The sequence below is a fragment of the Paenibacillus sp. XY044 genome (assembly GCF_002257645.1).
Taxonomy (GTDB): Bacteria; Bacillota; Bacilli; order Paenibacillales; family Paenibacillaceae; genus Paenibacillus_AQ.
On sequence record NZ_NQMO01000006.1, the window covers coordinates 196,455 to 210,437 of the forward strand.

10 protein-coding genes are annotated in these 13,983 nt (G+C 54.7%); 8 read left to right on the forward strand and 2 right to left on the reverse strand.

Going from position 1 to position 13,983, the window contains the following annotated elements; translation table 11 throughout:
* Positions 1–27: 27 nt before the first annotated feature.
* On the reverse strand, positions 28–1,032 hold the full coding sequence (locus tag CJP46_RS23335) for a sensor histidine kinase (RefSeq protein WP_179281310.1): 1,005 nt from the start codon (positions 1,030–1,032) through the stop codon (positions 28–30).
* 2 nt (positions 1,033–1,034) lie between these two features.
* Positions 1,035–1,730, reverse strand: a complete 696-nt coding sequence (locus CJP46_RS23340; protein ID WP_094598024.1) for a response regulator transcription factor — start codon at positions 1,728–1,730, stop codon at positions 1,035–1,037.
* A 261-nt stretch (positions 1,731–1,991) separates the two neighbouring features.
* Between CJP46_RS23340 and CJP46_RS23345 the strand changes: the two genes are divergently transcribed.
* The 8 genes from CJP46_RS23345 to CJP46_RS23375 all read left to right on the forward strand — a co-directional run bounded on the left by CJP46_RS23345 (position 1,992) and on the right by CJP46_RS23375 (position 13,883).
* Positions 1,992–5,600, forward strand: coding sequence for a copper amine oxidase N-terminal domain-containing protein (locus tag CJP46_RS23345; protein WP_256992488.1), 3,609 nt, complete (start codon positions 1,992–1,994; stop codon positions 5,598–5,600).
* A gap of 348 nt (positions 5,601–5,948) precedes the next feature.
* A complete protein-coding gene (locus CJP46_RS23350; protein ID WP_094598025.1) occupies positions 5,949–8,555 on the forward strand; it encodes a WD40/YVTN/BNR-like repeat-containing protein in 2,607 nt (868 codons plus the stop codon).
* Positions 8,556–8,567: 12 nt separating this feature from the next.
* A complete protein-coding gene (locus CJP46_RS36865) occupies positions 8,568–8,804 on the forward strand; it encodes a hypothetical protein (protein ID WP_143813014.1) in 237 nt (78 codons plus the stop codon).
* Between the two features lie 140 nt (positions 8,805–8,944).
* A complete protein-coding gene (locus CJP46_RS23355) occupies positions 8,945–9,910 on the forward strand; it encodes a LacI family DNA-binding transcriptional regulator (RefSeq protein ID WP_094598026.1) in 966 nt (321 codons plus the stop codon).
* A gap of 79 nt (positions 9,911–9,989) precedes the next feature.
* Positions 9,990–10,403: a YugN family protein gene (locus tag CJP46_RS23360; RefSeq protein WP_094598027.1), complete on the forward strand. Its 414-nt coding sequence runs from the start codon at positions 9,990–9,992 to the stop codon at positions 10,401–10,403.
* A 182-nt stretch (positions 10,404–10,585) separates the two neighbouring features.
* A complete protein-coding gene (locus CJP46_RS23365) occupies positions 10,586–11,056 on the forward strand; it encodes a hypothetical protein (RefSeq protein WP_094598028.1) in 471 nt (156 codons plus the stop codon).
* A gap of 345 nt (positions 11,057–11,401) precedes the next feature.
* Positions 11,402–13,087 (forward strand): sensor histidine kinase, encoded by a 1,686-nt coding sequence (locus CJP46_RS23370; RefSeq protein WP_306431076.1) that lies wholly within the window; start codon positions 11,402–11,404, stop codon positions 13,085–13,087.
* Positions 13,065–13,883: a response regulator transcription factor gene (locus CJP46_RS23375; protein ID WP_094598030.1), complete on the forward strand. Its 819-nt coding sequence runs from the start codon at positions 13,065–13,067 to the stop codon at positions 13,881–13,883. Before CJP46_RS23370 ends, CJP46_RS23375 begins: the two co-directional genes overlap by 23 nt.
* The last annotated feature ends 100 nt before the right edge of the window (positions 13,884–13,983 follow it).

Below are 13,983 nucleotides of genomic sequence, written 5' to 3' on the forward strand. Positions count from 1 at the left end.
CGGAAGCGCGGCAAAAAGGCGCCGGAATCACCGATTCCGCGCCTGTACCTGCGAACGCTCGAAATGGAGGCGGACCGCCGTCCCTTCCCCGGGCGCCGATTCGATGCGAATGCCGTGACCCAGCTTGTCCGCGACCTCTTTCACGAGATACAGCCCCATGCCCGTGGATTCTTTGAACCTGCGCCCGTTCTCGCCCGTGTAGAACGGACGGAACACCCTTCCGAGATCCGCCTTTGGAATGCCGACACCCCTGTCCCGGATTTCCAGAGTCAAGGAACGATCGTGTTCGATATTGGCGGAGACCGTAATTTTGCTGCCGGTGCCGGCGGCATATTTTATGGCGTTGGACAACAGCTGCTCCAGGATGAACCGCATCCATTTGGCATCGGTCTGCACCGTAAGGCCGTCTTCCACCTGAACTTCCGGATACACATGGCTGCGGATAAAATACCGCTTGAGCTCATGCACCGTCTCGTTCACGGCCTGCCTGAGACCGACGGGCTCCACGCTGAAGTCTTGCTCAAAGGTTTCGAGACGGGACACGTACAGCACCATCTCCAGACCGCGCCGGATGCGGTCCGTTTCCTCGGATATGCTGAGCAGACGCTCATCGTCCTCGCCCTGCGTAATCATTTCGATGACGGATACCGGCGTCTTCATCTGATGCACCCACTGGTTCATGAAAGTCAGATGCTCCTGCTGCTTGCGCTCCCAAGTTTGAAGGAGGTTCTGGTAATGCCGGTACTGCGTCTCCAGCAAGTGGTTAAAGGCTTGGGACACCGGGGCGGTACCGCCTGCAGCGATGGACTCGTTCAAGGCTTCGAAAGGACGGGACAGGCGCATGTACAGCAGCCGCTGGCTGAAGAAACGAAAGAGGAGATATCCGGCAAAAATAAACAAGCCGAGAAAAACGCCATAGAGCGCCGTGAGCGGATGGTCGTATCCGTCAAACCAGAACACGGCCACGACGGCCAGGAGCTCCAGTAAGGTGAACAGGAGCAGCGGAATATGGTCGCGAATAAAGAGCTTCAACGTCATGTCTCATCCTTCCGTGGCAAACTCAAGCGGTAGCCCGAGCCGCGCACCGTTTCCAGCGCCTCCCCGATGCCCAGCTCCGCCAACCTTTTGCGGACGCGGGTAATATTGACGCTCAAGGTGTTGTCGTCCACAAACGTGTCGTCCCACAGCTTCTCGAGGATAGTCTCCCGAGAGACCAGACGCGGACTGCGCTCCAGCAAGGTTTCGATCAGGATCGTTTCCTTCCGGGTCAGGGAAATCCGCTTGTCTCCCAGCTTCAGCTCCATCCGTTCGGGATACAGGACGAGCCCAGCCTGTTCCACGGTCCGTTCGCCGCCTGCGGCGTAATCCCCGTAAACCCGGCGGAGCTGGCTGCGGATTTTGGCCATCACGATTTCGTAGTGAAAAGGCTTCGTGATATAGTCGTCGCCGCCGTTCTCTAGGGCCATGACCTGGTCCATTTTTTCGTTTCGGGCTGAAATGAAAATGATCGGGCAGGTCGATACCTGGCGGATCTGCCGGCACCAGTAGTAGCCGTCGAAGCTTGGCAGATTGACATCGAGCAGGACGATGTGGGGGGCAGCCGCCGTAAACTCGTCCAGCACACGGTCGAAATCGTGAATCACGATGCCCTCGTCTCCGTATTTTTGGATATGGGATTGGAGCAGACCGGCTATTTTCGGATCGTCTTCGACGATCAATATTTTATACATGATTGAATTCTCCTTATGAAAACAGTACTCGTACTCTGGCAATCAATAGCTCAGTATCATTATACACGTAAACCATTGTGGGATTCAGGCGGCCCCAGGTTCTGGACGGGAAACGGGGACATAGAATTCGAATTGGAATTGGAATGATGATCATGTTTTGAAAAATATTTTTTCGGACGGATAACTTTTTGCCGGCTTCCTCCGTCAGATATTACACAGTCAATATTTTCTATATCAGGAAGGATAAAAGGAGGCGCGTTCGTGAAAAAAATTTGGTTAACGCTTTTGGCCGCCATGATGATCTTTTCGGTCTCCATCGGCGCCAATCAGGGGCAGGCAGCGGCCGCAGCGAGTCAAATCGCGATTTACATTGACGGCCAGAAGCTGTACTCTCCTCAGGCTCCCATCATGGTGAAGGGAAGGGCCATGCTCCCGATGAGAGCCATTTTCGAGGCGCTGGACGCCACGGTCGACTGGAACGCAAAGACGAAAACCGTCACTGCGAAACGGGACCAAACGACGATCGTTCTGAAGATCGGTTCCACGTCGGCGGTCGTCAACAACCAGACATTGACCCTGGATGTGCCCGGCCAGATCTACAAGGGCAGCACGATGGTGCCTGTCCGGTTCGTCAGCGAAGCGCTGGGTGAACAGGTTGACTGGAATGCTTCTAACAAGACGGTAACGATTACGACATCCGGCGGACCGGTGAATGCTGTGGGCTACGTTTCGGCGCGGGTCATTTCCAAAAACGGCGACGGCCGCGATGTGGAAGTCAGCTTCCCCAGAGTTTCGCAGGAGTCGGGCGTGAGCGAATACCGGGTGCTGATGGTCAAATCGGGCAATGTGTACAATTTCAATCTCGCTCAGGCCCTTTCGACCAGCAGCTACACCTCGATCCGTCCGGACGGGGATGACGTGTCGATCACCTTATCGTCCCAAACCAGAGATGTGAATGGTGACCTGCTTCGGTCGGGGCAGTCGTATGCCGCATTTGTTCTGACCGTCGGCAAAAAAGGAAACGGCTCCCTGTCGGGCGTATCCCAGACGGTTACGCTTTCTCAGGCACCGACTGTTCCTTCCGTTGGAGCGGTTTCGAACATCAAAGTATCCGATGCGAGCGACTACGGGGACGGCCGGGACTTGTCGGTCAGCTTTACCAAGGCTCAAACCGAAAGCAATATTACCAATTACCGTATCTTTGTGGTGAAGACCAAGGATAAGAACAGCTTCGACTTGACGTCTGCGAACAAAGTGGCGTCCTCAAACTATACGGTGGTAAACAAGGCTGGAACGACGCTGTCCGGCAATCTTTCTTCTTCGGCGAGAGATACTGCTGGCGAGCTGATTCGGAACGGGGTTTCTTATACCGTGTTTGTGATGTCCGTCAGCAATACCGGCAGCTACACGTCGCAGCTGTCCGCCGCTTCTTCGTCCATAACGCTGGCGGCCAATGCGGTATCTGCACCGGTCATTACCCGCGTGGACGACATCAGCAATTATGGCGACGGCCGGGACCTGCTCGTGAACTTTAACAAGGTGTCCGACGAATCGCGAATCGGTTCTTACCGGATTTTCGTCGTGAAGGACAGCAAAGCAGGCGGCTTTAGCCTCTCGGCAGCGAACAACGTTCCGAGCGCTTATTACACGCAGGTGGGCAAAACCGGCTATAATCTCAGCCAGGTACTGTCTTCCGGGGCGCGTGACGTCGACGGATCGCTGATCGCGAACGGCGTTGTATACCGCGTGTTCGTCATGGCCGTGGGAACGGGAAGCTATTCCGGCAGCAATGCGCTGTCTTCGGCATCTTCGTCAATCGTGCTCTACGGCAACGGCAACGTCGATGCCGCAAGCAACGTGAATGTCAGCGATATTAGCGATTACGGCGACGGCCGCGATCTTCGGGTTACCTTTAACCGGGCATCCGACGAAAGCCGCATTTCCAGCTACCGGATCATGGTCGTGAAGTCGAACCAGGCAGGAAGCTTTAATCTGTCCCGGGCAAACTCGGTGTCCAGCTCGAATTACACGACGGTAGATAAGACCGGATCTAACATCACGAAGGTTCTTTCTTCCGGAGCGAGGGACGTGGACGGCGACTATATCCGCAATGGCACCAGCTACCGGGTGTTCGTACTGTCGATCGGAGCCGGCGGCTACTACGGCAGCAACGCGCTGTCTTCCTACTCTCCGGCGATTACGCTGAGCAGCAACGGCTACGTAGGGCCGGCAAGCAACGTGAGCGTATCCGACATTTCGGACTACGGCGACGGCCGGGATCTGAGCGTGACCTTTAAGCGTGCCGACGATGAGAGATATATCAGCCAATACCGCATTCTCGTCGTGAAAAACGGGGATGCCGGACGTTTTGACCTGAATGACGCCAACGCGGTGCGCAGCTCGAACTACACAGCAGTAACGCCGAATGGTGCCAACATCAGCAAGGCTCTCGCTTCTGGTGCGAGGGATGTGGATGGGGACACCATCCGGAACGGCGTTTCCTATCGGATATTTGTTCTGTCGGTAGGAACGGGCAGCTACGCCGGAACGAACGCTCTCTCCTCATATTCGCCATCCATCACGCTGTCGGGCAACGTGAAGGTCGATCCGGCAACAAATGTGAAGGCGGCGGATATCGGCGATAAAGGCGATGCCAGCGATCTGCAGGTGACTTTCAACCGGGCCAAGGACGAAAGCAACATTAAAGGCTACCGGGTTCTCGTCGTCGAGGCGGGTTCGGCCCGATACTTCGATCTGTCCAATGCAGAAAGCGTGCCTAGCTCACGTTATACCCCAGTGGATAAAACGGGATCCGACTTAATCGGCGTGCTGGATGCCGGGGCCCGCGACGTCGATAATGGCGTCATCAAGAATGACGTCAGCTATAAGGTGTTTGTTCTGTCCGTAGGGTCAAACGGCACCAACGCCCTTTCCGAACCGTCCGCACCGATCACGCTGTCCACAAAGACAGCAGGTCCGGCAACGGATGTCAATGTTTCGGACGTAGGGGACAGAAACAACGGCAGCGACCTGGAGGTTTCTTTTACCAAAGCGGCGGATGAGAGCAATGTTTACGCGTACCGTATTTTGGTTGTGCCTGCTGACAAGGTGAGCGGGCTGAAAGCGGAAGCTGCAGTAAAGATTGGGGATTTCACGGAGGCTGTAAAGGGAAATAACTTTAAACAAACGCTCAGTCCGGATGCCAGAGACATCGACGGTAAAATGATTGAGAACGGAAAATCTTATAAGGTGCTGGTCTTGTCAATGATGACCGAGTCCGGTAAAGGAAGCGTCCTGTCGAAACCTTCCGATGAAATCAAACTGCAGTCCAATCCGACGCTGGTGACCCGCGTCACCGCCTCGGATCTAAAGGATGAAGAGGTGAAAGTTACCTTTGCAAAGGCGGCGGATGAAAGCAGCATCGATTATTACAAGGTGTTCGCCGTGCCGGTTGGATCGACCACGTTCATGACGGCGAAATCCATCAAGGAGGTACCGGACAGCTTCAAGAAAGTCGATAAAGGCAGCAAAGATTCTTATGAAACGGCGTTTCAGGCAGGCGACAAAGATATTTACGGTCAGGAGCTGGACACGAATGCCAGCTACCTGGTGTACGTCTTGTCCGTGCTGAAAGGGGACCAGGCTTCCAAAAGCGTACTTTCCTCCGAAACAGGCTTTATGTTCGTAACGGCTTTTGATGAGAAGGACACGAAGGATTACACCAAAAATCAGCTGGTGAGCGATCAGGGCAGCATTTACCAAGTGTTGAAGGACTCGCCGCAAGGAACGCCGGGCAAGTCCGGCGACTATAAACTGCTGAAGAAGGCGGAAGCCGCTAAGGCTAACGTCTCCAGCAAAACAAAAGGCTGATATCGGGATTCGTGTTTACTTCCCGATCTTCAGTTCCAAACCGCAGCTCCTGGAAGGATAATTCCAGGGGCTGTTTTTTGGTATATATGTCTAATTTACATATGAAAAGTCATCCAATTATTGGGGTGTTTTTATGGTAATCCTTGCCTTTACAATAAATTTACTCATCTTTGGTAACCGCTTACATTGGATGCTGCGGCCGCAGTAATCCTCATGCCTTTATTATAGGGCTTGCGGGCTGATTGGAGATGAAAGTATGCCTGGAAAGGAATGAAGAATGGAGAAGCCGTCACCACTGCTTTCTCGAAAACGCTTTCGAATAACCAATTACGATTGAGGAGGGCAATGATGTTCAAGAAGACGTTAAGCTTGGTTCTCGCCGCTTCCATCGCGCTGCCGCTGGCTGGTGCGGGGGACTCGGCGTCTGCTGACAAGGCAAACAACGGAAAAGATTCCAAGGCACAGATCCAAACGTACAGCTGGGACCGGGTCAAGGTCGTCGGCGGGGGCTTTGTGCCGGGGATTGTTTACAATCCGAGCGAGAAGGATCTGATCTACGCCCGCACGGATATCGGAGGAGCGTACCGCTGGGATCCGGCCACGAGGACCTGGAAGCAGCTGCTGGATTTTGTCAGTGCGAAGGAATGGAACATGCTTGGCGTGGATACGCTGGCGACGGATCCTGTGGAAACGAACCGTTTGTACGTGGCAGCCGGTACCTACACCAACGACTGGACCGACATGAACGGCGTACTGCTGCGCTCGACGGATAAAGGGGAGACGTGGCAGCGCACGGAGCTTCCTTTTAAACTCGGGGGGAATATGCCGGGACGGTCGATGGGCGAGCGTCTGGCGATCGATCCGAACAATAACCGCGTCCTCTATATGGGTACCCGCAGCGGCAACGGGCTGTGGCGCAGCACCGATTACGGAGTCACCTGGAAAAGAGTCGACAGCTTCACCGCCGCCGGCAACGTGAAGGATCCATACAACGATCTGGTCGGCGTCGTGTGGGTGACGTTTGATCCGTCGACGGGAAGCAAAGGGGAAACAACCCAGACGATTTACGTGGGGGTCGCCGATACCGAGCACAGCATCTATCGCAGCACCGACGGCGGCCAAACCTGGGAACCGGTACCGGGACAGCCTGATCAAGGGTTCATTCCGCACCATGGCGTGCTTTCGAAGAACGGCAGCCTCTACGTGACCTATACCAAAGAAGTGGGGCCGTATAACGGAGGCGAGGGCTCGGTGTGGAAATACGATACGATATCCGGACAGTGGACCGATATCAGCCCGACTGGTGCGGGTTCCACGGACAGCCCATACGGCGGCCTTGCCGTCGATGCGCAGCATCCGGATACGATTATGGTCGCCACGATGAACAAATGGTGGCCGGATGAATTCATCTACCGCAGCACAGATGGCGGCAAGACATGGAAGCCGTTCTGGACGCTGGATTACGCCAAAGATCCGGTAAGGACCAACAACTACACCATTGACTATTCGTTGTCGCCGTGGCTGGATTGGGGAGAGAAAAAGAATCTGCCCGAGCAGAATCCGAAGCTCGGCTGGATGATCGGCGACCTGGAGATTGATCCGTTCAACCCGGACCGGATCATGTACGGAACGGGCGCGACGCTGTACGGGTCGGACAATGTGACTGCGCTGGACAAGGGAGGGGACGTCAATATCTCCGTCATGGCTGACGGGATCGAGGAGACGGCGGTTCTCGGCTTGATAAGCCCGCCGAGCGGCGCCCATCTGCTGAGCGCGATGGGGGATATCGGCGGCTTCCGCCACGAGGATCTGACCCAGGCGCCGACCATGATTACAAATCCGTATATCGGGACAAGCACGGATATTGACTATGCCGAACTGAACCCGGACATCGTCGTCCGAGTCGGCAACAGCGATGGGGCCAACCCAAGAATGGGCGTGTCCGCGGATAACGGCAAGACGTGGAAGCCGGCGGCCAACGCCTGGACATCGGCATCTGACGATGCCACACAGGGCGGCTATGTCGCGGTTGGGGCGGACGGCTCTTCTATCGTCTGGAGCCCGTCCAACTCGGCCGCTCCGAAGCCGGTGAGCTACTCGCGGGACCTGGGCGCGACCTGGACGGCCTCGTCCGGCGTTCCAAGCGGCGCGAGAGTATCCTCGGACCGCGTGAATCCGAATAAGTTTTACGCAATTGCGGATGGCACGTTCTACGTCAGCCAGGACGGGGGCGCTACCTTCGCCAAGGCAGCTGCGGGCCTGCCGACCAACCTGACAAGCAACTTCAAAGCGGTGCCCGGCGTGGAAGGAGACATCTGGGTAGCGGCTGCCGCAGACAACTCGAACCAGGCCAGCCCTTACGGATTATGGCATTCCACGGATTCGGGACGCACGTTTACGAAACTGGGACAGATTCAGGAAGCGGCAGCCATCGGTTTCGGCAAAGCGGCTCCCGGACAGAAATACATGGCGCTGTATGCCCACGCCATCATCAACAACGTGGACGGCATTTACCGCTCCGATGACGCAGGCAAGACGTGGATTCGCATCAATGATGGCCAGCATCAGTTCGGTTCGGCCAACACGGCCATCACTGGGGATCCAAGGGTGTACGGCCGCGTATATTTGGCGACCAACGGCCTTGGCATCGTCCTTGGCGATATTACCGGCAATCAGGATACGACGGCACCGGTGATCACGGTGGACGACAAAGGCAAACCGCAAAACAACCGGAACTACGTGCTCTCCGGCCGCGTTAATGAAGCTGTGAAGGACTCCTTAATTAGCGTTTCCTTAAATGGCGGAAAGCCTTTTACCATGAAAGTCGTGAACGGCAGGTTCAATCATAAGCTGACCTTGGCCAGCGGGAAAAACCGGATTGTGCTGGAAGCAGCAGACCTGACCGGGAATAAGGCGAGCCTTGAGGTCACGGTCGAGTATAACGCCAAGAAGTAATCCGGAAATACAGTGGATGCGATTGGGGTTCCACGTCTAACGGGACTTGCTGCCGTCTCCACGGCGAAGACCGCCAACGATGAGCATCTTGCCAATCTGAAGCGGTATAACAAGGGGCCGACCCGGGACAGCAGATCTGCTGCCCGGGTGGTCTTTTTTTATAAACAGGTCTGCGCCAGGGAATTGCTCCGGTGCAATGACCTCTACGGTACTCAGCTGAAACGGGACGTATACTTTATACTACGATAACGGGCAACTGCGACGGCAAAAAAACGAAATTTGGCCGGCATGAAAGCGCTGTTGTGCAGGTGAACTGAGCAGCGGTGTCGAAACGATTCTAACGGAATGGTAAAATGAAATGATAAGCTAAACGATTGGAGTGAGAAGCCGTGGCCAGCATTAAAGATATCGCCAAAAAAGCCGGCGTATCCATATCAACGGTATCCTACGCGCTGAACGGAAGCCCGAAGGTGACGGATGAGACCTGCGCCCGGATTTTGGCCATCGCCAAAGAACTGAATTACGTACCGAATGCGGCGGCACGAAGCCTGAAGAAAAAGGAGTCGAAAATTATCGGGGCCTTTCTGCCGGATTTTAGCGGCGGTTTCTACGGAGATTTGCTTCAGGGGATGAAGGGCACGCTGATTCAAAAGGGATACGATCTAGTGGTATGCAGCGGCCCCCAGTCGCACCGGTTGCTGGCCGAGAAGCTGTTTGACGGGGCGCTAATCCTCGACCACTCCTTTTCGGACGAGCAGCTGCTGAACTTTGCCGAGCTTGGACACCGGCTGGTTGTGCTGGACCGGGAGCTGAATCATCCGAATATCAATCACGTTCTTCTCGATAACAAAGCCGGGGCCAGCCTGGCTATGGAGTACTTGATCGACCAGGGACACCGGAAAATTTACGTGGTTACCGGCCCCGAGGGTTCTTACGACTCGAAGCAGCGTATGGCTGCGGTCAGACAGACGGTCGAACGGAGCAGCGATGTGGAATGGATTGAAATCCCCGGCGACTTTAACCGGTCGGGCGGCGAGCGGGCCGCAAAGCAGATTGCTGCAGAGTTTGAAGGTCCGGTGGCGGTCTTTTGCCTGAATGATGAAATGGCGATCGGCATGTATGATGATATATCCGAAACGGACTTGGAGATGGGCAAGGACATCCATATCATCGGTTTCGATAATATCGAGCTGTCCGAGTACCTCCGCCCACGGCTGGCGACGATCGATTATTCCAAGAAAAAGTGGGGGGCGCTCGCTTCCGAGCAGCTGATCAAAATCATTGAAGGCAAGCCGGTCGAAAATGAACGGATTTATGTGACCTTGGTCAAAGCGGAATCGGTCAAGCCCGTATAATCCATGTCGGGTGGCCGTTGAAGTATAAAGAAAGATATTCCTGCTCATCCTGAAGGTAAACGACAGGGAGGGTACAGGAATGATCAATCTGGAGTCCAGACTGGAAAATGTGGAAGACGAGTTTCTCAATATTGACAGCTACCTTTGCAAGCATGACTTTTCGCTGGCCGGCAACTGGGATTATAAGCACGGTTATTTAGATAAGGGCCTTGACCGGGAAAGAATGGTGTGGCTGCGGATCCCTTTTCATGTGACCAAAGGAAGCCTGGACGGCGAATGCGGCGGCTGCCGGGCGACCGTTAAGCTGGGACGTCCTTTTGTCTTCAAATACGTATACAATACGGGCACCGACAAGCACGCCATGCCTCATCTGCTCGGCGCCTTGTTTGACCAGTTTCAGCCACCGCTCGATCCTGATGCGCATGTGGATGACGAGTGGGTGCAGCACGCAAGAAACGTTTTGCAGGAAGTAGAGCTGGGGTACTTGCCCTAAGGATTTCGTCGTACATGGAGCAGCTTGGTCAAATTCGTTTGGCCGGGCTGCTTTTTGTGTATATGGAAGCGGAGAGAACGGCCGGGTCGCCGGGGCTTAAGTGTTTCTTTTTTTACAGCGACCGTTTGCTCCATGGAGTACAATAGGGAAAACCCACAGGGATAGAAAGGAGATGTCAGTCGATGAAATACGACGAGACGGCGGAACTTCCGGACGAGCTGTATGAACTGCTGGATGGCAGGGAGCTGATCACGAAGCAGCACGAGGCGATGATGCTGATGACCGTAACGGAGGAGCAGTGGCCGCATACGGCCATGATCAGTGTAGGCGAGATCGTCGCGCTGGACCCGGGGCACGTGCGGCTGGCCATGTGGAACGGAACCGCGACAACCCGAAATATGATCCGCACGGAAAAAGCGACGCTCGTGCTGGTCTACTCGGGCAAAGCCTATTACGTGAAGCTGGCATTGAGACTTCTGCCGGTGCTCCCCGCAGCCAAGCATCCGCGGGAGCGATTCGAGGCGGACGTCGTAACTGTCCGCGTGGACGTGGCCCAGTATGCGGACATTAGGTCCGGCATCCAGGTCGACTTTAAGGAACCTGAAGCGGTACTCACCCGCTGGTATGAAACTTTAGCCGAGCTGAGGTTGTAAAAAGGCTGCCAATAGCCGATGACGAGCGTGTGGTATATCCCCAGATCCGGGCGGGTGCCTGGTTTGGGGATGCCGCAAAACGCGCTGCCGCTTGTCGGGGGTGTATGCCGATAGGGCTTTTCTTCTGATCTTTCGTGCTTTGTTCGGAATTTACGCAACATTACTTTGAAAGCGCAATCATTCGTATATACAATAACATTACGAAATTCATACTTGGAAAAAGAGGGTGCTCGCAGAATGAGATCCTGGTTCCTCACGCGCTTTCCTCCATTGCACTCGATTGTCGTGCAGTTATTCCTCTTTTTTTTCTTCGGGATGACGCTTCCTGTCCTTATTGGAGGTTTCTTGTCCTACCACAAATCGTCCTTGATCGTTGAACAGCAGGTCAGCAAGGTGGCCGCGCTAACGATTGTGCAGGTCAGCGATAAGCTGAACATGTTTTTCAAGAAATTGGATGACTCCTCGATGATGGTATTGAACAGCAAAATCGTCCACAACATTTTGGAGCAGAGACAAGGCGATAACGCCTATGAAACGACGCTCAAGGTGAAGGACGGGAAAGATATGCTGACTTCGATCATGATCAACTCGCCGGAAATTCTGGATATTTATATTTTTGATGTAAAAGGCAAAAACTCGGTGCTCAGCGCAGACTCCCTCATGTCGATCCCGAATCAGTGGGATTCCGATTGGTACAAGGCCATTTTGAAGGCTAACGGCAATACCGTATGGTTTGGCCTCTCCGAAACCTCATACCTGAAAAAGACGGGGATGGGGTTTCCGGTGTTTGGCCTAGGGAGGGCCATTCGCAGCTGGGAGACGGGCGAAATCATTGGCGTCATGTTCGTCGAGGTGATGGGGAACGTGCTGATTGATGAGCTAAACCGCGTCCAATTCGGCGATACGGGATACGTCTACATCGTCAACGACCGGAATCAGTATTTCTACCATCCCGATCCGAGCGAGTACGGCCAAACGTCGAAGCTGCCGCCGCCGACCCGGAAGACGCAGCTGCGTGAGGGAAGACGCAATACGCTGATGATTCCCGAACTGCTCGACAACGATTGGCGCGTCGTCGGCGTCGTGCCGCTGGAGGAACTGACGGCCGATTCGGCCAGCATCCGCAATCTGACGGTGCTGATCGCCCTCTGCTCAATCGTGCTGGCCATCGGGATGGGTTACTACGTTACGCGCAGAATCGGGAATCCGCTCGTCAATTTGAGCCGCTTGATGCGCAAAGGAGAAGCCGGCGACCTGACGATCCGCAGCCGCAGCGTCGGGCGCAATGAAATCGGCCAGCTCGGGCGCAGCTTCAATAAGATGCTTGAGCAGATCGAGCTGCTCATCGAACGGATTGCCAAGGAGGAATCCGAGAAGAAGAAGGCCGAAATTCGGGCGCTTCGGTACCAGATCAATCCGCATTTTCTGTACAACACGCTGAATTCGATCCGGTGGCTGGCCAAGCTGAACCGCACGAACGATGTCGACCAAGCCGTAACGTCGCTCGTCCAGCTGCTCGAGGTCAGTATGGGGCGCAGCGGCGTCTTCATCCAATTGGGTGAAGAGCTGGACCTGCTGCAGAAATACATGGTCATTCAAGGGTACCGGTATGACAATGCCATCACGCTGCTTATGGATTGTCCGGATGAGCTGAAGCAAATTCCGATTCCGCGCATGCTGCTGCAGCCGATCGTGGAAAATGCGGTCTTCCACGGCATCGCCCCGAAGGATGAACCGGGCACGATTGAGATTCGCGCGCGGCAAGAGGGGGAGGAGATCATCATCAGCATCGCCGACGACGGCGTAGGCATGGGCGAGGAACGGCTTGCCCAAATTTTCGCCGATGAGCGGCCGCATCATAACCGAGGGATGACCAACATCGGGCTGCGCCATGTGCACCAAACGATTCGGCTGTATTACGGCAGCGGATACGGGGTCAGCGTGACCAGCGAGCTCATGCAGGGGACGGAGGTCACGATTACTTTTTCAAATTTGAAGGGGGATCAGGATGTACAAAGTGCTGTTGGTTGATGATGAAGCCATCGCAAGAATGGGGATTCGGTCTACTTTTGAATGGGAAGTCAACGGATTCGAGCTGGTGGGAGAAGCCTCCAACGGCCAGCGGGCGATGAAATGGGTCGAAAACAAGGAGATCGACATTCTGATTACCGATATTGCCATGCCGGTCATGGATGGGCTTGAGCTGGCGCGCAGGACGAGGGAGATCTGCCCTTGGGTCAAGGTACTACTGCTCAGCTGCCACAGCGACTTTGAGTACGTCCGCGAGGGGATCCGGCTGGGCGCTTTTGACTATATTTTAAAGCCGATGCTGAGTGCGGAGTCGTTAAAAACGGTGCTGTATGAAATGCGCCACAGCCTACAGAAGGAGAAGGAGGATCACCGTATTTTGGAGCAGTACAAGGAAAAAAACAGCGCAGATCCGGCGGTTGCCGTGATGCCGCTGCCCCTCCCTGCGGATTGTCCGCCTCCGGATAAATCGCTGCACCAACGGATCGTCCAGCAGGCGGTCGAGTATATCTCAGAGCATTTTACAGAGTCGATTTCTCTGCAGCAGGTTGCCGACAAGGTATGCGTCAGCCGTAATTATTTCAGCGAAATGTTCAAGCGGGTCACCGGACATAATTTCATCGATTACTTGATTACGCTGCGGGTGAACCGGGCCAAGGAGCTTCTGCAAAATCCAACGCTGAAAGTATATGAGGTCGCGGAGATGTCCGGCTTCAATGACACCAAGCATTTCAGCAAGCAGTTCAAGAAGAACGTTGGATTGACGCCTGCGGAATTCCAGGGAATGCCCCGCAGATAAGGTGCTTCGATCCATCAATCAAGAAATCCGAAAACAAGAGCGATCGTAGGAACTTTTTACGTACTTGCCCCTATCATCCATTTGGAATAGTTCAACTTAT

What these genes read in the sequence shown, in the direction of transcription:
- CJP46_RS23350 (WP_094598025.1), top strand. Translation starts at nt 5,949, where the DNA reads ATGTTCAAGAAGACGTTAAGCTTGGTTCTCGCCGCTTCCATCGCGCTG.
- CJP46_RS23375 (WP_094598030.1), top strand. Translation starts at nt 13,065, where the DNA reads ATGTACAAAGTGCTGTTGGTTGATGATGAAGCCATCGCAAGAATGGGG.
- CJP46_RS23360 (WP_094598027.1), top strand. Translation starts at nt 9,990, where the DNA reads ATGATCAATCTGGAGTCCAGACTGGAAAATGTGGAAGACGAGTTTCTC.
- CJP46_RS23365 (WP_094598028.1), top strand. Translation starts at nt 10,586, where the DNA reads ATGAAATACGACGAGACGGCGGAACTTCCGGACGAGCTGTATGAACTG.
- CJP46_RS23340 (WP_094598024.1), bottom strand. Translation starts at nt 1,730, where the DNA reads ATGTATAAAATATTGATCGTCGAAGACGATCCGAAAATAGCCGGTCTG.